General features: G+C 55.3%; 19 protein-coding genes and 1 other annotated feature (1 of these 20 running past the window's edge). Of the genes, 4 read left to right on the top strand and 15 right to left on the bottom strand.

Annotation, left to right across the window (positions count from 1 at the left end; translation table 11 throughout):
- Window positions 1–38: 38 nt before the first annotated feature.
- From yciH to pgpB, 5 genes are all read right to left on the bottom strand, one after another.
- Window positions 39–365, bottom strand: a complete 327-nt coding sequence (gene yciH / locus IM304_RS18115) for a stress response translation initiation inhibitor YciH (protein ID WP_193355296.1) — start codon at window positions 363–365, stop codon at window positions 39–41.
- The gene (pyrF, locus tag IM304_RS18110; RefSeq protein ID WP_193355297.1) at window positions 365–1,102 is read right to left on the bottom strand and encodes an orotidine-5'-phosphate decarboxylase; all 738 of its coding nucleotides are present in this window, start codon (window positions 1,100–1,102) and stop codon (window positions 365–367) included. Before pyrF ends, yciH begins: the two co-directional genes overlap by 1 nt.
- A 185-nt stretch (window positions 1,103–1,287) precedes the next feature.
- On the bottom strand, window positions 1,288–2,457 hold the full coding sequence (gene lapB, locus IM304_RS18105; protein WP_148419669.1) for a lipopolysaccharide assembly protein LapB: 1,170 nt from the start codon (window positions 2,455–2,457) through the stop codon (window positions 1,288–1,290).
- 6 nt (window positions 2,458–2,463) lie between these two features.
- A complete protein-coding gene (locus tag IM304_RS18100; protein ID WP_148419668.1) occupies window positions 2,464–2,772 on the bottom strand; it encodes a LapA family protein in 309 nt (102 codons plus the stop codon).
- Window positions 2,773–2,920: 148 nt separating this feature from the next.
- Entirely contained in the window at window positions 2,921–3,688 is a 768-nt protein-coding gene (pgpB, locus tag IM304_RS18095; RefSeq protein WP_176610164.1) for a phosphatidylglycerophosphatase B, read from the bottom strand.
- A gap of 197 nt (window positions 3,689–3,885) precedes the next feature.
- Here pgpB and ribA point away from each other — a divergent pair, with 197 nt between their 5' ends.
- Window positions 3,886–4,476, top strand: a complete 591-nt coding sequence (gene ribA, locus IM304_RS18090) for a GTP cyclohydrolase II (protein WP_003856813.1) — start codon at window positions 3,886–3,888, stop codon at window positions 4,474–4,476.
- A gap of 37 nt (window positions 4,477–4,513) precedes the next feature.
- Here the strand turns inward: ribA and acnA are convergent, their stop codons facing one another.
- The 6 genes from acnA to topA form a co-directional block, all read right to left on the bottom strand.
- Window positions 4,514–7,189 (bottom strand): aconitate hydratase AcnA, encoded by a 2,676-nt coding sequence (gene acnA, locus IM304_RS18085; RefSeq protein ID WP_193355298.1) that lies wholly within the window; start codon window positions 7,187–7,189, stop codon window positions 4,514–4,516.
- Window positions 7,190–7,354: 165 nt separating this feature from the next.
- A complete protein-coding gene (gene ymiC, locus IM304_RS22350; protein WP_227009597.1) occupies window positions 7,355–7,453 on the bottom strand; it encodes a small membrane protein YmiC in 99 nt (32 codons plus the stop codon).
- 137 nt (window positions 7,454–7,590) lie between these two features.
- Window positions 7,591–7,761, bottom strand: coding sequence for a hypothetical protein (locus IM304_RS18080; protein WP_193355299.1), 171 nt, complete (start codon window positions 7,759–7,761; stop codon window positions 7,591–7,593).
- Between the two features lie 2 nt (window positions 7,762–7,763).
- Window positions 7,764–7,904: a YmiA family putative membrane protein gene (locus IM304_RS18075; protein ID WP_096168876.1), complete on the bottom strand. Its 141-nt coding sequence runs from the start codon at window positions 7,902–7,904 to the stop codon at window positions 7,764–7,766.
- Window positions 7,905–8,239: 335 nt separating this feature from the next.
- Window positions 8,240–9,214 (bottom strand): HTH-type transcriptional regulator CysB, encoded by a 975-nt coding sequence (cysB, locus tag IM304_RS18070; RefSeq protein WP_006810844.1) that lies wholly within the window; start codon window positions 9,212–9,214, stop codon window positions 8,240–8,242.
- A 186-nt stretch (window positions 9,215–9,400) separates the two neighbouring features.
- Complete coding sequence (gene topA / locus IM304_RS18065; protein ID WP_148419665.1) at window positions 9,401–11,998, bottom strand: type I DNA topoisomerase; 2,598 nt, start codon at window positions 11,996–11,998, stop codon at window positions 9,401–9,403.
- A 399-nt stretch (window positions 11,999–12,397) separates the two neighbouring features.
- Here topA and IM304_RS18060 point away from each other — a divergent pair, with 399 nt between their 5' ends.
- Window positions 12,398–12,649, top strand: coding sequence for a YciN family protein (locus tag IM304_RS18060; protein ID WP_080329314.1), 252 nt, complete (start codon window positions 12,398–12,400; stop codon window positions 12,647–12,649).
- A 35-nt stretch (window positions 12,650–12,684) separates the two neighbouring features.
- Here IM304_RS18060 and sohB read toward each other — a convergent pair whose 3' ends face one another.
- The gene (gene sohB, locus IM304_RS18055) at window positions 12,685–13,731 is read right to left on the bottom strand and encodes a protease SohB (protein WP_176610159.1); all 1,047 of its coding nucleotides are present in this window, start codon (window positions 13,729–13,731) and stop codon (window positions 12,685–12,687) included.
- Between the two features lie 252 nt (window positions 13,732–13,983).
- Between sohB and IM304_RS18050 the strand changes: the two genes are divergently transcribed.
- Both IM304_RS18050 and cobO read left to right on the top strand, forming a co-directional pair.
- Window positions 13,984–14,745, top strand: a complete 762-nt coding sequence (locus tag IM304_RS18050) for a YciK family oxidoreductase (protein ID WP_193355300.1) — start codon at window positions 13,984–13,986, stop codon at window positions 14,743–14,745.
- Window positions 14,742–15,332 carry a cob(I)yrinic acid a,c-diamide adenosyltransferase gene (gene cobO, locus IM304_RS18045; RefSeq protein ID WP_193355301.1) on the top strand — a complete coding sequence of 197 codons (591 nt, stop codon included), beginning with the start codon at window positions 14,742–14,744 and terminating at the stop codon, window positions 15,330–15,332. Before IM304_RS18050 ends, cobO begins: the two co-directional genes overlap by 4 nt.
- Before the next feature lie 35 nt (window positions 15,333–15,367).
- Here the strand turns inward: cobO and rluB are convergent, their stop codons facing one another.
- The 3 genes from rluB to rnm form a co-directional block, all read right to left on the bottom strand.
- Window positions 15,368–16,246, bottom strand: coding sequence for a 23S rRNA pseudouridine(2605) synthase RluB (gene rluB, locus IM304_RS18040; RefSeq protein ID WP_148419661.1), 879 nt, complete (start codon window positions 16,244–16,246; stop codon window positions 15,368–15,370).
- 97 nt (window positions 16,247–16,343) lie between these two features.
- Window positions 16,344–16,964 (bottom strand): L-threonylcarbamoyladenylate synthase, encoded by a 621-nt coding sequence (locus tag IM304_RS18035; RefSeq protein WP_023335953.1) that lies wholly within the window; start codon window positions 16,962–16,964, stop codon window positions 16,344–16,346.
- Window positions 16,961–17,854, bottom strand: coding sequence for an RNase AM (gene rnm, locus IM304_RS18030; RefSeq protein ID WP_148419660.1), 894 nt, complete (start codon window positions 17,852–17,854; stop codon window positions 16,961–16,963). Before rnm ends, IM304_RS18035 begins: the two co-directional genes overlap by 4 nt.
- Window positions 17,855–18,002: 148 nt before the next feature.
- Window position 18,003 (top strand) — a sequence feature (Trp leader region); it runs 94 nt beyond the window's last position.

The raw sequence follows: 18,003 nt of genomic DNA, 5'->3' as shown, positions 1-18,003 counted from the left end.
AAAAAAAGAGCCACGGCATTGTCCGTGGCTCATTTATTTTAACCGCCCGCCAGCTTGACCTTCATCCCTTTGGCTTCCAGAAGCGATTTAATTACGTCGCGCTTATCGCCCTGAATCTCGATAATGCCATCCTTGACCGCCCCACCGCATCCGCATTTCTTTTTAAGCTCTGCGGCAAGTTTTGCCAGTTCCACATCGTCCAGATCGACGCCGGTAATCAGGCATACGCCTTTACCCTTTCTGCCGCTGGTCTGGCGCTGTATACGGACAATACCGTCGCCCCTGGGGCGCTCAGCTTTTTCTTTTGGCTCGTCGATGCGTCCGGTATCAGTTGAATAGACCAGACGACTGTTGGCGTCACCCATTATGCCCCCTTTTTCAGCGATGCATTAATCGCTTTCAGCGTTTCTGCCGGGTTAGCAGATTGCGTTACCGGACGACCAATCACCATATAGTCTACACCCGCGCTCAGGGCCTGCTCCGGCGTCATGATGCGACGCTGATCCCCTGACTCGCTGCCCGCAGGACGAATACCCGGCGTAACCAGCTTAAATTCGTGGCCTAAGGCGGATTTAAAACGCTCCGCTTCCTGGGCGGAGCAGACCACTCCATCAAGTCCGCAGCTTTGCGTCAGACGCGCAAGACGCTCCGCATGCTCTGCTGGTGACAACGTCACTCCCAGATCTCGGAGGTCGGTTTCATCCATGCTGGTCAGCACGGTGACGGCAATCAGAAGTGGCGCCTCTTTGCCAAACGGCAGCAGCGCTTCGCGCGCGGCCGTCATCATGCGTGCCCCACCGGAAGCGTGCACGTTTACCATCCACACGCCCAGGTCAGCCGCCGCGGCAACGGCGTGCGCGGTGGTATTGGGAATATCGTGGAATTTCAGGTCGAGGAAAACGTCAAAACCGCGCTGGTGCAAATCGCGGACGAGTTGCGGCCCGAACAGCGTGAACATCTCTTTGCCGACTTTAAGACGGCAATCGCGAGGATCAATGCCATCAACAAAGGCCAGCGCGGCGTCACGGTTATTGTAATCCAGAGCAACGACAACAGGAGAATCGGTAACTACGCGGGAAGTAGAGGAAGTAACAGACGTCATGACCAGCCCTTTTCGTCTATGGGCGCGCAGCGGCGCGGAACAGATAAACGGCGTGCATTCTACCTGCCATCGGCGGAAATGAACAGAATCGAATGTCTTTCCTGCTGAACGACAGACCGCACCGTGCTGGCTGGCTTATCCAAAAATATTAGTATGTTGTAACTAAAGTGTGGTGTTTTAAAAAATTACTGCCCGTCCAGACCACGAATTGGCTTAATGGTGGACCACGCGCGGCACGACGGACAGTGCCAGTAGAGCGAGTAAGCGGTGAAACCGCATTTCTGGCAGCGGTAGCGCGGTTTGCTCCGCACCTGCTCGCCCACCATGTCTCGCAGCACCATCAGGCTCTCTTTGGCGCGCCCTTCCTCTGCCTCATTGAGGTGGTAGTCCATCAGCTTGTGGAACACGCGCATTGTAGGATGGCGCTGCAGCTGGCGCGTAATGTAGACCTGAGCGGTTTCACTGCCTTCGTGCTGCTCAACGACATCGGAGAGCATCAGCTCGGCCGTGGCCCCGGTATTCTCCTCTACGCAGCGGCGCAGAAACGCGACCCACTCGTCCTGCTTGCCCAGCTGCTGATAGCAGGTTTGCAGCATCTCCAGCGTTTCGCTGACCAGTTCTTTGTCCTGATCGATAACGCGAAGCAGGCTTTCCACGGCTTTGGCGTAATCCCCGTTTGCCATAAAGACCCGCCCCATCATGATTGAGATGCGAGCGCTGTTGCGATCGGCTGCCGCGCCTTTTTTAAGCAACGCCATGGCTTTGTCCATGTCATCGCTGCCCATTTGCTGGAGGGCCAGCTCGCAGTAAAAGTGGGCAATCTCGACGCGCTGTTTGTCTTTGCCGAGCTTCACCAGACGTTCTGCCGTATCGATCGCTTTTTGCCAGTCGCTGGTGGCCTGGTAGATTTGCAGAAGCTGCTGAAGCGCACCGATACGGAAGTCCGTCTCATCCACCAGCTGGGTGAACATATCTTCGGCGCGATCGTAAAGTCCCGCGGCCATGTAGTCCCGCCCCAGCTGCTGCACGGCCAGCAATCGTTGCTCATAGGTCAACGAGGCGCTTTCCATCAGGGTCTGGTGTATGCGAATGGCGCGGTCAACCTCTCCGCGCGAGCGGAAAAGGTTTCCCAGGGTGAGGTGTGCCTCTACGGTGCCGGTATCCTCTTTAAGCATGTCGAGGAACAGATCTACCGCTTTGTCCTGCTGGTTGCTCAGCAGGAAGTTCACCCCCGCAACGTAGTCGCGGGAGAGTCGGTTTGCTTCATCCTGTTTTGTTTGTTGCGCGCTTCTGCGGCCCATATACCAGCCATAGGCTGCGGCGACAGGCAAAAGCAGAAACAACAACTCCAGCATATTCGATTATTCCTTGACTACCGGCACACCAGAGCTCGCCGGAATGTCAGACGCAGGCGCAAGTTGATGTTCAAGTCGTTTAATTTTACGTTCAGCGCGAACAAGAGAAACACGAACCTTAAGCCAGAACAGGCCACATACGAGCCAACCTATGACAAATCCCGCCGCGAATAATACTGCCAGCAGGCTCGACACCCGGTACTCGCCCTGCGCCAGCAGATAGTTGAAGCTTACCTGTTGATCGTTTTGCGCGCCCAATGTGACTGAAATGACAAAAATCGCCAACACCAGTAAGAAAATGAGTAAATATTTCACATGACTTCCCGTTATGTGGTTCGAGCGTATAAAGCGTGTTCAACTCACTGCAATCAGCCTTATAAGCTACCATTTTAGTGGCGGGCGCGAAACGGAAAAAGTAACGCGCCCTTCATGGATTTAGGGTCTAAATGCGGAAAATCAAGCTTTAGGTTCCGCCTGACTCCCTTTCGGCTATTTCTTCCTTCTCTTCCGGCGGCGGCGTCAGTGGCCCACAAAAACGTTGAGCAAGCCACGTCGCCAGCGTCACCAGTACCCACGAGATCAGCGTTGCGACCACCAAATCACGCGGCCAGTGCATTCCCAGCAGCATCCGGCTACCCATTACGCCCGTGGCCCACACCAGCAACAACGCAATGGTTAAGGTGCGTCGGCGCGGCCATAAAAGCCCTACGCCAAGCAATGCCCAGCTGGCGGCAAACATCGTGTGCCCGGAAGGAAACGCAAAACCGGTCTCTTTTTGCCAGTGTTTGCGTAAAAAGGTCGGAATATCCTGCTGTTCCGCAAGCTGTTCTTTCACCAGCGCCCCGCGATCTTTACGCTTTAAATTGTAGAACTCATCCACGGGAACATGGTGTGTTTTTTCCAGCCAGACGACGAAGGGACGGGGTTCCTGCACGCGATCTTTTACCCACGACTTCACCCCCTGCCCGACAAGAATAGCGCCGGCGAGAATGGCAAACAGCACCAGCGCCGCGCGCAGGCGAAAGCGCAGGCACCACAGAAACCAGCCACAGAGAAGCACGTGCGTAATAATCCCCCACGGCTGGGTGACCGTCTCGGTTATCCAGTATAAGGTTTTCAGCCACGTCTCGTTTTGTCCGGGCTGCCATGTCCAGCCGGAAAACCACACAACCAGGGGTATAACAAGCAATACGGCGGCGCCGGCGGCCGTGCGTCTGGCGATTGAAAGCATGTCCTCTCCTTTTTCACTAAGCACCACAATCATAACTGAATTTCATCTTTCTGGTGGATATGTCGGATCGTGCGTTTAACGTTCATATAGGGTGGTGGTGATTAGGTGAAGTTGCCGGGCTTGTGGCAAAATAGTCGAATACAGAAAGTAAAACGGGGCAAGGACACGAAACGTGTCAGCCTGGTCTGGAGAATCACATGCAGCTTAAACGTGTGGCAGAAGCCAAACTGCCAACCCCATGGGGCGATTTCCTGATGGTGGGTTTTGAAGAACTGGCAACCGGGCAGGATCACGTCGCCCTGGTATTCGGCGACATTTCAGGGCAGACGCCGGTACTGTCCCGCGTTCATTCAGAGTGTCTTACCGGTGACGCGCTGTTCAGCCTGCGCTGCGACTGCGGCTTCCAGCTTGAAGCTGCCCTTTCTCATATCGCAGAGGAAGGCCGCGGCGTGCTGCTGTATCACCGCCAGGAAGGGCGTAACATTGGCCTGCTGAATAAAATCCGCGCCTATGCGTTGCAGGATCAGGGCTACGATACGGTTGAAGCCAATCATCAGTTAGGCTTTGCGGCTGACGAGCGCGATTTCACCCTGTGTGCAGATATGTTCAAGCTGCTGGGCGTGGACGAAGTGCGTCTGTTGACCAATAACCCGAAGAAGGTTGAGATCCTTACTGAAGCGGGCATCAATATCGTTGAGCGCGTGCCGCTGATTGTAGGTCGCAACCCGAAAAATGCACACTACCTCGATACCAAAGCCGCCAAGATGGGCCATCTGCTGAGCGAGTAATCGCAAAATGCCCGGCACGCGTGCCGGGCGTCTTTTATCAGTCCAGCATCTTACGAATCACATAATGCAAAATGCCGTCGTTCTGGTAGTAGGTCAGCTCTGTTGCCGTATCAATACGACAACGACAGTCCAGCACTTCCGTTTGACCGTCTGCGCGCGTTAACTTCACCGGCACCGTTTTACCCGGTTGCAGCTGTTGCAGACCGCTGATATCGATCTGCTCTTCCCCGGTCAGACCCAGCGTTTTACGCGTCACGCCCTGCGGAAACTCCAGCGGCAGGATCCCCATCCCGATCAGGTTTGAACGGTGAATACGTTCAAACGATTCGGCAATGACCACGCGAACCCCGAGCAGGCGCGGACCCTTCGCAGCCCAGTCGCGGCTGGAGCCGGAGCCGTACTCTTTCCCGGCAATGACCGCCAGCGGCGTTCCCTCCTGCTGATACTTCACGGCAGCATCATAAATCGAGATGACCTCCGTATCCGGCAGATGGCGCGTCATGCCCCCTTCCACGCCCGGCACCATTTCGTTTCGAATGCGGATGTTGGCAAACGTGCCGCGCATCATGACTTCGTGATTTCCGCGACGCGAGCCGTAGGAGTTAAAATCGCGGCGTTCCACCCCACGGCTTTGCAGATAACGCCCCGCAGGGCTGTCCGCCTTGATGCTCCCGGCCGGTGAGATATGGTCGGTCGTGACGGAATCCCCCAGCATCGCCAGAATGCGCGCACCGTGAATGTCCTTCAGCGGCGCGGGCTCTGCCAGCATCTCGTCGAAGAACGGCGACAGGCGGATATAGGTGGAATCGTCCTGCCAGCCATAGGTGTCAGAGCCAACGACGTCGATCGATTTCCATTCCGGCGTACCTTCAAAGACTTCGGCATATTCCTTGCGGAACATCTCGGTGGAAACTTTCTCTACCGCGCGCGCAATTTCACGCGACGAAGGCCAGATGTCCTTCAGGTATACCGGTTCATTCTTGCGATCGTGCCCAATCGGATCGGTCGCCAGGTTAATATTCATGTTCCCGGCCAGGGCATACGCCACCACCAGCGGCGGCGAGGCCAGCCAGTTGGTCTTCACCAGCGGATGAATACGGCCTTCGAAGTTACGGTTACCGGAAAGCACCGCGCCAACGGTCAGATCGCCCTGCCTGATCGCCACTTCAATGGGTTCAGGCAGCGGGCCGGAGTTACCGATGCAGGTCGTGCAGCCGTAGCCCACAAGGTTAAAGCCCAGCTCGTCCAGGTAAGGCGTGAGTCGTGCCTGGGCCAGATAATCAGAAACCACTTTCGAACCCGGCGCCAGAGAGGCCTTGACCCACGGCTGCGGCTTGAGCCCCAGCTCTACCGCTTTTTTAGCCAGCAGCCCGGCTGCCATTAGCACGCTCGGGTTGGAGGTATTGGTGCAGGACGTGATGGCGGCGATCACCACCGCGCCGTCAGGAAGCTGATACTGATGACCGTTCAGAACATAGTCGACCGGACGGCGATCTTTTTGCGCCGTATTCACCTCCAGCTCGTTGCTGGCGGCAAAGGCAGCCGGAACGTTGCTTAAGGCGACGCGGTCCTGAGGACGTTTTGGCCCTGCGAGGCTTGCCTCAACGGTGCCCATATCCAGTTCAAGCGTGCTGGTAAATACCGGTTCGTCACCCGGGTTACGCCACATGCCCTGCGCTTTGGTATAGGCCTCGACGAGGGCAACCTGCTCCTCGCTGCGGCCGCTGAGTCGCATATACTCCAGCGTAACGCTATCAATCGGGAAGAAGCCGCAGGTCGCGCCGTATTCGGGCGCCATGTTAGCGATGGTGGCACGGTCCGCCAGCGGTAATGAGTCCAGTCCATCGCCGTAAAACTCAACGAATTTGCCCACCACGCCGTGCTTGCGCAGCATTTGCGTGACCGTAAGCACCAGGTCCGTGGCGGTAATGCCTTCGGATAATTTACCGGTCAGCTTAAAGCCCACCACATCCGGAATGAGCATGGATACCGGCTGGCCAAGCATGGCCGCCTCCGCTTCAATCCCGCCGACGCCCCAGCCCAGAACGCCGAGGCCGTTGATCATGGTAGTGTGAGAATCGGTGCCTACCAGCGTATCCGGGTAGGCCACCCACGCTTTATCCTGCAGCTCACTCCAGACGGCTTTGCCGAGATATTCGAGGTTAACCTGGTGGCAAATGCCGGTTCCCGGCGGCACCACGCTGAAGCGGCTGAACGCCTGCTGACCCCATTTAAGGAATACGTAGCGTTCATGGTTACGCTCCATCTCCAGACGGACGTTTTCGCCGAACGCATCGTCGTCGCCGAAGCGATCCACGGTCACCGAGTGGTCGATGACAAGATCCACCGGAGAGAGCGGGTTAACCTTCGCGGTATCGCCCCCGAGACGCTTAACGGCTTCACGCATGGCGGCCAGATCAACCACCGCCGGCACGCCGGTGAAATCCTGCATTAACACCCTTGCCGGGCGATAGGCTATCTCTCTGTCTGCGTGAGCATTCTTTAGCCACCCTGCCAGAGCATGGATATCCTCCTCGGTAACCGAGTCGCCATCCTGCCAGCGTAAAAGGTTTTCCAGTAAGACTTTCAACGACTTGGGTAACCGCGAAATGTCCCCAAGCGTTCTGGCTGCCAGCGGTAAGCTGTAGTAGTGCCAGGTTTTATTTTCCGCCTGTAATGTGTCCTTACTGGCTTCGCGTAGGGTTAACGACATAAGCTCCTCCATAAAAACAGGGATGTCCTGACAATCATCAGGGCTGTAATTAAAGATAACACAAAGATGTCGTAACGTTTTGATAACAACCCGAATTGATAAATTTCGGAATGCTCCAGGGCGCGGGATAAAACAAAAAACCCCGCCGTGGCGAGGTTTTACGATTTAGTGGAGAGCCAGCCAGATGAGCTGACACCAGAAGAGGATCGACGCCGAGAATACGCCGAGCCACGACCAGTATTTTAAGGTTGTCATGTTATTCATCATAGGGACACCAGACTTTATTTATTAAACATGGCGAGGTCTGCCCTCGGTCTATATTGCTGATGTGTATTTATTAAAGAGTACAAAAGTGCAGAGTCTTTATTCAGACTATTTGCATCGTTACGCAAAATACTAAATTATTGTCTTTTGGGTTCGTCTTCCGCGAACACATCAATAAAGGCCTGCTGTTGCGGCGTCAGTTTCCACGAGGCCGGCACGCTGGTTGCTGGCGCCTTGCGCGCTTTGTGAGCATTGTCACGCAGCTGACACATCTCTTTTATCGCTTCTGTACGCACCGTTATGGCCATATTCAACCCCAGTATTTCCAGACAAGAAGCGCAACCACCACCCAAAACAGGGCAGAGCCAAGAAAGACCGCCAGCCAGGCTTTACGCTTAAGCGCGGGATCCCTTTGCGGTTCTTCACTTCCTGACGGCATTGCTAACCTCATACAATCGATATCGCTTATCATTTAGAGACCAAACAATTGGCACAAGTAATCATCTGATGAGATAAATCCTAAAGAAACTTTAGCCGAAAAGCCAGTGAATTTACGCATCTGCGTCCAGGAATATTCAATCTTTTGACCAGAAATAAATAATTGAAAAGAATAATTTGCACACCTGTAAATTACTTTCTACTTTTGTCGCAAATTTGCGACAGTAAAACCTTAGTCATTAAATGGATTATGACGATATATGACGGTGACGCAGATGATGATAATTCTAATTCAGATTTGCGGGGTAAATTCGGTATCTTTCCGCAGGAGAAAGATACCGGATGTGATTATTTGGCGGGGAGCTTAATGTCTTTAAACATCTCTTCGATGTCTTCGTTGGAGCGCAGGGCCACTGCCGTATCCACCACGTCGCGCGTAAGATGCGGCGCGAAGCGTTGAATAAAGTCATACATATAGCTGCGCAGGAAGGTGCTGCGACGAAAACCTATCTTGGTGGTGCTGTGGCTGAAAATATCATGCGCGTCCAGGCGCACCAGGTCCGGATCGGAGACCGGATCCACCGCCATGCTCGCAATTACCCCAACGCCAAGCCCGAGTCGAACGTAGGTTTTAATCACGTCCGCATCCGTCGCGGTAAAGACAATGCGCGGTGTTAAACCCGCGCGGTTGAAGGCGGTATCAAGCTCAGAACGGCCCGTGAAGCCAAACGTATAGGTGACCAGCGGATATTGCGCCAGCTCTTCTATAGTCACTTCCCCCTTCCCCGCCAGCGGATGGTCGGGCGTTACGACAATTGAGCGGTTCCAGTGATAGCACGGCAGCATCACCAGGTCGTCGTACAGGTGAAGGGCTTCCGTTGCGATGGCAAAATCCGCATTGCCTTTTGAGACGGCTTCGGCGATTTGCGTCGGCGAGCCCTGATGCATATGCAGCGAAACGCGGGGATAGCGTTCGATAAAACCTTTAATTACGCCGGGAAGCGCATATCGCGCCTGCGTATGCGTGGTGGCAATATACAGGGAGCCTTTATCGGGCCAGGTATGCTCCCCCGCGACGGATTTAATAGCGTCCACTTTGGAAAGCACTTCCCGTGCAATACGGATGATTTCCTGTCCCGCCGGCGTGACCTGCGTCAGATGTTTACCGCTGCGGGCAAAAATCTGAATACCTAACTCATCCTCCAGCATACGCACCTGCTTACTGATGCCGGGCTGGGAGGTATAAAGACCTTCTGCGGTGGAAGAGACATTGAGGTTGTGATTGACGACCTCAACGATATAGCGAAGCTGCTGTAATTTCATGCCTGACCATCCGATTTAGCGCATGCGTCCATCGCTTAAGACGATTTGATAATAAGAAACGGGTTAACTATAACCACTATATCATTTATAGCCAGGCTGTATAGTACGGAACAAAAAATAATAACGTGGTAATAAAAAAGGGCCGGAAGTCCGGCCCTTTCACAGGTAAGTTACGGTAAGGGAAGATTATTTCTTGCCTTCAACCCATTTGCCGTCAACAAAGAAGGCTGACCAGCCGGTCGCTTTACCCTCTTTCTCCGCCGCCACGTACTGCTGCTTCGTTTTACGGCTAAAACGCACCACGGTTTTATTGCCTTCCGGATCCTGCTGCGGCGCATCGGCCAGGTAGCGCAGTTTTTCCGGCAGGCGGTCGCGGAAGCGGTAAAGCTCTTCTACCAGCGGCGCGCGCGTTTCACGTGATTTCGGGAAAGTATTGGCCGCGAGGAATACCCCGGCAGCGCCGTCACGCAGCACGAAGTAGGCGTCCGACTTCTCACACGGCAGCTCCGGAAGCGGAACCGGATCTTCCTTCGGCGGTGCGACTTCACCGTTACGCAGGATCTTGCGCGTGTTTTTACAGTCGTCGTTGGTGCACGCCATGTACTTGCCGAAGCGTCCCATTTTCAGGTGCATTTCGGAACCACATTTCTCACACTCGACGATTGGGCCATCGTAGCCTTTAATGCGGAACTCGCCCTCTTCAATCTCGTAACCGTCGCAGGTCGGGTTATTACCGCAGACGTGCAGCTTACGTTTCGGATCGATCAGGTAGCTGTCCATCGCCGTGCCGCATTTCTTGCAGCGGCGCTTAGCGCGAAGCGCGTTGGTTTCCGCATCATCCCCTTCCAGCACGTTGAGAACTTCGTTCTCCGGCACGAGGTTGATAGTGGTTTTGCAACGCTCTTTCGGGGACAGCGCGTACCCGGAGCAGCCGAGGAACACGCCCGTGGTGGCGGTGCGAATGCCCATCTTACGGCCACAGGTCGGGCAGTCGATGCTGGTCAGAACCATCTGGTTAGGCAGCATGCCGCCCTCTTCAGGATCTTTCTCGGCTTTCTCAAGCTGGTTGGTAAAATCGCTGAAGAAGCTGTCGAGAACCTTTTTCCACTCGGCCTTGTGGCTGGCAACCTCGTCAAGGCTGTCCTCCATCTGCGCGGTGAAGTCGTAGTTCATCAGTTCACGGAAGTTAGCTTCCAGCCGGTCAGTGACGATCTCGCCCATTTTTTCGGCATAGAAACGACGGTTCTCGACGCGAACGTAACCGCGATCCTGAATGGTCGAGATGATTGACGCGTAGGTGGACGGACGGCCAATACCGCGTTTTTCCAGCTCTTTCACCAGCGACGCTTCGCTGAAGCGCGCAGGCGGCTTGGTGAAGTGCTGAGCCGGAACGAGATCGACCAGCGACAGCTCGTCACCTTTATTGACGGACGGCAGCGTTCGGTCTTCATCCCCTTTACGCAGCGCGGGCATTACTTTTGTCCAGCCGTCGAAACGCAGAATACGGCCGCGAGCCTTCAGGCGGAAATCACCTGCACCGACGGTCAGGGTGGTGGAGTCGTATTTAGCAGGCGTCATCTGGCAGGCCACGAACTGGCGCCAGATCAGCTGATAAAGCTTCTGCGCATCCGCTTCCATATCTTTCAGGGATTCAGCCAGTACGGAAACGTCAGAAGGACGAATCGCCTCGTGCGCTTCCTGAGAATTCTCCTTGCTGGCGTACTGATTAGGGCTTTCCGGCAAGTATTTTTTACCGAAGTTGTCGCCAATGTAGCCGCGCACCATGTTGACAGCATCCTGGCTCAGGTTGGTTGAGTCAGTACGCATATAGGTGATGTAACCCGCTTCATACAGACGCTGGGCCATCATCATGGTCTTCTTCACGCCATAGCCCAGACGCGTGCTGGCAGCCTGCTGAAGGGTAGACGTAATAAACGGCGCGCCAGGCTTGCTGCTGGTCGGTTTATCTTCACGATCCAGAACCTGATAACGCGCTTTTTCCAGCAGCGCCACGGCGGCCATTGTCTGGTCGCGGTTTTCAGGACGGAACGGCTTGTCGTTGTGGTGGCTCACCTGCAGGGGCAGCGCATCGCCGCCCGGCGTGGTGACATTCGCATCCACTTCCCAGAACTCTTCCGGAACGAACGCTTTGATTTCGCGTTCGCGCTCCACGACAAGGCGCACGGCAACGGACTGTACGCGCCCTGCTGAAAGACCGCGAGCGACCTTTTTCCACAGCAGCGGCGAGACCATGTAGCCCACAACGCGGTCCATAAAGCGACGCGCCTGCTGAGCGTTGACACGGTCGATATTCAGTTCACCCGGCTTTTCAAACGCCTGACGAATCGCATTCTTTGTAATTTCGTTAAACACTACACGGCTGTAGCGTTTGTCGTCTCCGCCGATCACTTCCCGCAGGTGCCATGCGATGGCTTCCCCTTCGCGGTCAAGGTCGGTTGCGAGATAGATGTGGTCGGCTTTTTCAGCCAGCTGCTTCAGCTCGTTAACGACTTTCTCTTTGCCTGGCAGCACTTCATATTGTGCATCCCAGTTGTGCCATGGGTTAACACCCATGCGGTTGACAAGCGCGCTACGTTCATCCTTTTTAGGCTTTTTAGCCCCTTTGGTGGAGGTAGAGTCTGCGCTCTTTTTGCTGGCTGAGCCACTGGTCGGCAAATCGCGGATGTGACCAACGCTGGACTTAACCACGTAGTCATTGCCCAGATATTTATTGATCGTTTTGGCTTTTGCCGGGGACTCAACGATGACGAGAGCTTTACCCATATTCACCTTTACCTAATTTAATTCTTCCAGGAATACGCCGCACGTTGATTTCCCTTCCGCTGACGACGAGCCATTGATATTGCGACGGCGTCAGGGGATATCAACCCCTATGTCTTACCGAACGTCAGAATGGCGACATCCAGGTCATTGAGTTATCGGGTATTTTTCTCACATCACTATTCATTCGTGACGAATTCCCGGTCGAATGTCAAGCAATTCTGTTGCCAGAATGACGAAAGCGCACACTGTACCTGATAAAATTCGTTACGCAACTTTATTAGCATGCAAAAGCAAATCCCGCCAGCAAGCCGCCGGTTCCTTATCCCCTCTGATAACAGGGAAAATTTGCCCCTGAAGCGCCCCAGGCGTAGACTATTGTCACTGTTTAAGGAGTGGAATATGCAGAATACAACCCAACCCATTGACCGAGCTTCTCTGCTTATCGAAGCAAACAAACTCATTCGAGACCATGAGGATACCCTGGCAGGGATCGAAGCGACTGGCGTAGAACAACGTAATGGCGTGCTGGTGTTCAGCGGTGAATACTTCCTTGATGAACAAGGGCTGCCCACCCCGAAAAGCACCGCCGTATTTAACATGTTTAAGTACCTGGCGCATGCGCTCTCAGAGAAGTATCACCTGGTCGATTAAGACAAAAACGCGAGGCAAATGCCTCGCGTTTTTCTTTACAGCAGCGGCTTTTGGCCCCGCTGGAGCCAGCGCAGCAGCAGGCGATCCGCGCTTTCTGCCGCGCTATTGGTAAAGCGGTCCAAAAGGCGCTTGCGCTGGGTAAAACGTACCCCTACCAGCTCGCGGCCTTCCATCAGGTTGAGCAGCAGATCGTCACTGGTGCCAACGTCATCCACCAGCCCTTTCTCCTGCGCCTGGGTGCCGTACCAGTGTTCACCCGTTGCCACCTGCTCAATATCAAGCGTAGGGCGCATACGGTGCACAAAGTCTTTGAACAGATGATGGGTTTCGTTCAGATCCTCACGGAATTTCTGCCGTCCCTCTTCTGTGTTTTCACCAAGCAGCGTCAGCGTGCGTTTGTACTGACCCGCGGTGTGCAGCTCAATATCAATCTCTTTATTTTTCAGGAAACGATTGAAGTTAGGGATCTGCGCGACCACGCCAATCGAGCCGATAATGGAGAAAGGTGCTGCAACGATTTTGTCCGCGACGCAGGCCATCATATAGCCACCGCTCGCCGCGACTTTATCCACGGCTACAGTAAGCGGGATCTGCTTATCCCGCAGGCGCTGTAGCTGTGAAGCCGCCAGCCCATACCCATGGACGACACCACCCGGGCTTTCAAGACGAACCACGACCTGATCCTGCGCAGTGGCTACGGCAAGCACCGCCGTCACCTCTTCGCGCAGTGAAGAGACTTCGTGCGCGTCCATGCTGCCTTTAAAATCGAGCACATAGACCCGCGGCTTTGCGTCAGCCTGCGGGGCACCACGCTTTGCTTTCGCCTTCGCGGCCCTGGCTTCCTGCTTCTGTTTTTTCTTGCGCGCTTTCAGCCACAGCTTCTGCTGATGATCGTCCAGCAGCGCCAGCGACATCTCTTCCTGCATCTCTTGATACTGCTCACTCAGGCGGGTAATGCGTAATTCACCGCGCTGACGCTTGCGCTGCGTCAGGTTGGCAATCAGAACGGCAATCACCGCAATAGCAATAACCACCGTCGCGATTTTGGCCAAAAACAACCCATATTGAGAAAGTAACTCCACGCGTTCCACCTTGATTTAACCACGAATCTTTCACGCCAGTGTACAACAGCCCGGCCTGGGCGTCTCGCTCGGGACATTACCTCTGCGAGGCGGCTTCAGGAATACCCCGATTCTGGTTTAAATCTTTGCAAATTGTTAATTTCCAAGCGTTCTGTCCGGTAGACTGATTGAATTCTGACGCTGTTTCGGGCATAAAGCCGAAAAGTCATAAATAAAGGTGCAGGTCCCGCCCGTTGCACCTGAGGAGTCACCGTGCATTATCAGCCACAAAAAAACCTTCTAGAGAACCGTATCATTCTGGTTACCGGTGCCAGCGACGGGATTGGTCGCGAAGCTGCCCTGACCTACTCCGAATACGGTGCCAGCCTTATTCTGCTCGGACGCAATGAAGAAAAGCTCAAGTCCGTCGCGCGGGAAATTGAAGACGCCAGCGGGACGCCCACGCCCTGGTATACCCTGGATCTGCTGACCTGTACGGCAGCGTCATGCCAGGCGCTTGCCCGGCGCATCGGCGCCCACTACCCGCGCCTGGACGGCGTCCTGCATAACGCGGGACTACTCGGTGACGTGCGCCCGATGGATGAGCAGGATCCCGAGGTGTGGCAGCAGGTGATGCAGGTAAACGTCAACGGAACGTTTTTCCTAACCCAGGCATTGCTTCCTTTATTACTTAACTCAGATTCCGGCTCGCTGGTCTTCACCTCCTCCAGCGTGGGTCGTCAGGGCCGCGCGAACTGGGGGGCATACGCTGTCTCTAAATTTGCTACTGAAGGGATGATGCAGGTGCTGGCGGAGGAGTATCAAAGCCGCCACCTGCGGGTGAACTGTATTAACCCAGGCGGTACGCGCACTAAAATGCGCGCCAGCGCGTTCCCGACCGAAGATCCGCAGAAGCTCAAAACCCCGGCCGATATCATGCCGCTCTATCTTTGGCTGATGGGCGACGACAGCCGTCGCAAAACCGGAATGACCTTTGATGCCCAGCCGGGCCGTAAGCCGGGGATTTCGCAATGAGTGAAGAACGTCACCAGCAGCGCCAGCAACGCCTGAAAGAACAGGTCGACGCGCGCGTGGCGGCCGCACAGGATGAGCGCGGGATCGTCATCGTCTTTACCGGTAACGGCAAGGGAAAAACCACCGCCGCATTTGGCACCGCTGCCCGCGCGGTCGGACACGGCCAGAAGGTAGGCGTGATCCAGTTTATCAAGGGCGAATGGCCCAACGGTGAGCGTAATCTGCTCGAACCGCACGGCGTCGAGTTCCAGGTCATGGCGACCGGCTTTACCTGGGACACCCAGAACCGGGAAACGGATACCGCCGCCTGCCTCGCCGTCTGGGAGCACGCCAAAAGAATGCTTTCCGACCCGGCGCTGAATATGGTGCTGCTGGATGAGATCACCTATATGGTGGCCTATGACTACCTGCCGCTACAGGACGTGCTGGAGGCGCTCAAGAATCGCCCGGCGCATCAGACGGCGATCGTTACGGGGCGCGGGTGCCATCGGGACATTCTGGAGCTTGCAGATACCGTCAGCGAGCTGCGTCCGGTTAAACATGCGTTCGATGCGGGTATCAAAGCGCAAATCGGGATTGATTACTAAAGAAAAAAGCCCGGTATGTTCACCGGGCTTTTCGATTAACCGTTGTTATTATTACGGCTGCCAGAGCGGCGATTGCTGCTCACCTGGCTGTGACGCTTCACCGCACGGCGGATCTGATTTGCCTTCATGCGACGACGATCTTTTTCAACCGCCACCTTAGACGTGGTTTCTGGCGTCAGTCCGACCAGATCGCGCAGGTAGTTAGTTTGCGTCAGATCCAGCTCGGTATAGCCGCCGCGCGGCAAGCCTTTAGGCAGCAGAATGTCGCCATAGCGAACGCGGATCAGGCGGCTTACCTGCACACCTACCGCTTCCCACAGGCGACGAACCTCGCGGTTACGCCCCTCGGTCAGGGTAACGTTGTACCACTGGTTAATGCCTTCACCACCGGTAAATTTGATGGTCTTGAACGCCGCAGGACCATCTTCAAGCTGCACGCCGCGCGACAGGTCGCGCAGTTTGTTCTCGTCAACCTGGCCGAATACGCGTACTGCGTATTCACGCTCCACCTCACGGCTTGGATGCATCAGACGGTTTGCCAGTTCACCATCGGTGGTGAACAGCAGCAGGCCGCAGGTGTTCACGTCCAGACGCCCTACGGCAATCCAGCGAGCGCCGCGCAGCTTAGGCAGACGGTCAAACACCGTCGGGCGACCTTCCGGGTCGTTGCGGGTACACAGCTCGCCTTCCGGCTTGTAGTAAGCCAGCACGCGGCAGATCTGCTCAGCGGATTCTTTTACGGAGATAAGATGGCCGTCGATGCGGATCTTGAGCCCCGGTACGATTTCTACGCGGTCACCCAGCGTGGCAATTTTGCCGTCCACGCTCACGCGACCGGCTTCAATAATAGCTTCGATTTCACGGCGTGAACCGTGGCCGGCGCGCGCCAGCACTTTCTGTAACTTCTCGCTCATTGAGCTTCCTCAGGTGTCGCCTTCACAGGCGTCGAATCAGGTCAAAAACAGAGCAGCGCCCTGCTTTGATGGCCGCGTAGTATATCTGCTTACACCCTTACAAGAAAGGCTTAACGTCACCTGCGCCTTCACGAATCACTTCTGGCGCATCTTCGGTGAGATCCACCACGGTGGTCGGCTGCTGGCCGAGATAACCGCCGTGAATAATCAGCTCTACCACCTTTTCCAGACGATCTTTGATCTCTTCCGGGTCGGATTCGGTAAACTCGCTTCCCGGCAGCATCAGCGAGGTGGAGAGCATCGGCTCGCCGAGGGTTTCCAGCAGCGCCTGGGCAATCGGGTTAGACGGCACGCGCATCCCGATGGTCTTGCGCTTTTCCTGCAGCAGACGCCGCGGCACCTCCTTCGTCCCCTTCAGGATAAAGGTGTAGTTACCTGGCGTGTTGTTTTTGATCAGACGAAACGCCACGTTGTCGACGTAGGCGTAGGTCGACAGCTCGGAGAGATCGCGACACATCAGGGTAAAGTTGTGCCCGTCCGGCAGCTGACGAATGCGGCAGATACGCTCCATCGCCCCTTTATCTTCAATTTTACAGCCCAGCGCGTAGCCAGAATCGGTTGGATAGACAATCACGCCGCCCTTGCGGACGATCTCCACGGCCTGATTAATCAGACGCGGCTGGGGGTTATCCGGATGGATATAGAAAAACTGACTCATACTTCCCTCTCTTCAATTTGCTGCGGCTGCTCCCAGAGCTGCCAGACCGGCTCAACGCCGGCGGGCAACCAGAGCTTGCGCCCCAGTTCGATCCACGCGCAGGGCTGATGAAAATCTGAACCCTGTGACCCAAGCAGGCCAAACTGGCGGGCGTAGGTCGCGAGCTGTGAGCGCTCATTGGGTGCCTGCTGACACTGGGCAACTTCCATCGCCTCACCACCGCATTCGGCAAAGTGCGCCAGCAGCCTTTTCAGCCATTTAGCAGAAAGATTATACCGCCCCGGATGGGCCAGCACAGCCTTACCGCCAGAATGATGAATCACATCAATAGCTTGTTTTATTGTACACCACTGTGGTGGAACGTATCCGGTTTTCCCGCGCGCCAGATATTTTTTAAAGACATCCGCCATGGTTGTTGCTTTCCCCGCCTCAACCAGGAAACGGGCAAAGTGGCCGCGCGTTACCGCTCCGCCGTTCGCCAGCTTTTGCGCACCCTCCAGCGCACCGGGAATATGCGCCTTCTCCAGCCGCTCGCCAATCAATTCCGCGCGATGATTGCGGCGCGCTTTTTGTTCCTGCAAAAGCGTCCGCATAGCCGGATGGTCTGGATCGATGTTAAGGCCAACGATGTGAATCTCGTGGTTTTCCCAGACGGTCGAAATCTCTACGCCGGACACCAGATTGAGCGCCAGCCCGCTGCGGGCAATCTCGGCGCGCGCCGCAGGAATGGCGTCTGTCGTGTCGTGATCGGTTATCGCCAGCGTGCCGACGCGCATTTCAACGGCGCGATGAACCAGATCTTCGGGTGTCAGCAGGCCGTCAGAGGCCTGAGTATGGCTGTGTAAATCATAAATAATGGCGTAGGTGGTATCGCTCAAAGCACTTCCCATAACAGGTTGGAGACATCCGAAGCCCCTATGATACCGACTAACGGAAAAATACTGAAATCAGTGGTTGACAATACGTCATCGAACTAGTTAACTAGTACGCAAGTTCACACGAGAAAGGTATCTGAAAATGACCACACAATTCACTCTTC

Origin of the sequence: Enterobacter cloacae complex sp. P40C2 (genome assembly GCF_014930695.1) — a bacterium.
Taxonomy (GTDB): Bacteria; Pseudomonadota; Gammaproteobacteria; order Enterobacterales; family Enterobacteriaceae; genus Enterobacter; species Enterobacter pasteurii.
Note: the sequence above shows the minus strand (reverse complement) of the source record. Positions and strands in the feature narration are given on the sequence as shown.

Excerpts from the sequence above, each read along its gene's own strand:
- ribA (WP_003856813.1), top strand. The coding sequence starts at position 3,886 with ATGCAGCTTAAACGTGTGGCAGAAGCCAAACTGCCAACCCCATGGGGC.
- cysB (WP_006810844.1), bottom strand. The coding sequence starts at position 9,214 with ATGAAATTACAGCAGCTTCGCTATATCGTTGAGGTCGTCAATCACAAC.
- rluB (WP_148419661.1), bottom strand. The coding sequence starts at position 16,246 with ATGAGCGAGAAGTTACAGAAAGTGCTGGCGCGCGCCGGCCACGGTTCA.
- cobO (WP_193355301.1), top strand. The coding sequence starts at position 14,742 with ATGAGTGAAGAACGTCACCAGCAGCGCCAGCAACGCCTGAAAGAACAG.
- acnA (WP_193355298.1), bottom strand. The coding sequence starts at position 7,189 with ATGTCGTTAACCCTACGCGAAGCCAGTAAGGACACATTACAGGCGGAA.
- pgpB (WP_176610164.1), bottom strand. The coding sequence starts at position 3,688 with ATGCTTTCAATCGCCAGACGCACGGCCGCCGGCGCCGCCGTATTGCTT.
- rnm (WP_148419660.1), bottom strand. The coding sequence starts at position 17,854 with ATGGGAAGTGCTTTGAGCGATACCACCTACGCCATTATTTATGATTTA.
- pyrF (WP_193355297.1), bottom strand. The coding sequence starts at position 1,102 with ATGACGTCTGTTACTTCCTCTACTTCCCGCGTAGTTACCGATTCTCCT.
- yciH (WP_193355296.1), bottom strand. The coding sequence starts at position 365 with ATGGGTGACGCCAACAGTCGTCTGGTCTATTCAACTGATACCGGACGC.
- IM304_RS18060 (WP_080329314.1), top strand. The coding sequence starts at position 12,398 with ATGCAGAATACAACCCAACCCATTGACCGAGCTTCTCTGCTTATCGAA.
- IM304_RS18035 (WP_023335953.1), bottom strand. The coding sequence starts at position 16,964 with ATGAGTCAGTTTTTCTATATCCATCCGGATAACCCCCAGCCGCGTCTG.
- IM304_RS18075 (WP_096168876.1), bottom strand. The coding sequence starts at position 7,904 with ATGAGGTTAGCAATGCCGTCAGGAAGTGAAGAACCGCAAAGGGATCCC.
- topA (WP_148419665.1), bottom strand. The coding sequence starts at position 11,998 with ATGGGTAAAGCTCTCGTCATCGTTGAGTCCCCGGCAAAAGCCAAAACG.
- ymiC (WP_227009597.1), bottom strand. The coding sequence starts at position 7,453 with ATGAATAACATGACAACCTTAAAATACTGGTCGTGGCTCGGCGTATTC.
- IM304_RS18080 (WP_193355299.1), bottom strand. The coding sequence starts at position 7,761 with ATGGCCATAACGGTGCGTACAGAAGCGATAAAAGAGATGTGTCAGCTG.
- lapB (WP_148419669.1), bottom strand. The coding sequence starts at position 2,457 with ATGCTGGAGTTGTTGTTTCTGCTTTTGCCTGTCGCCGCAGCCTATGGC.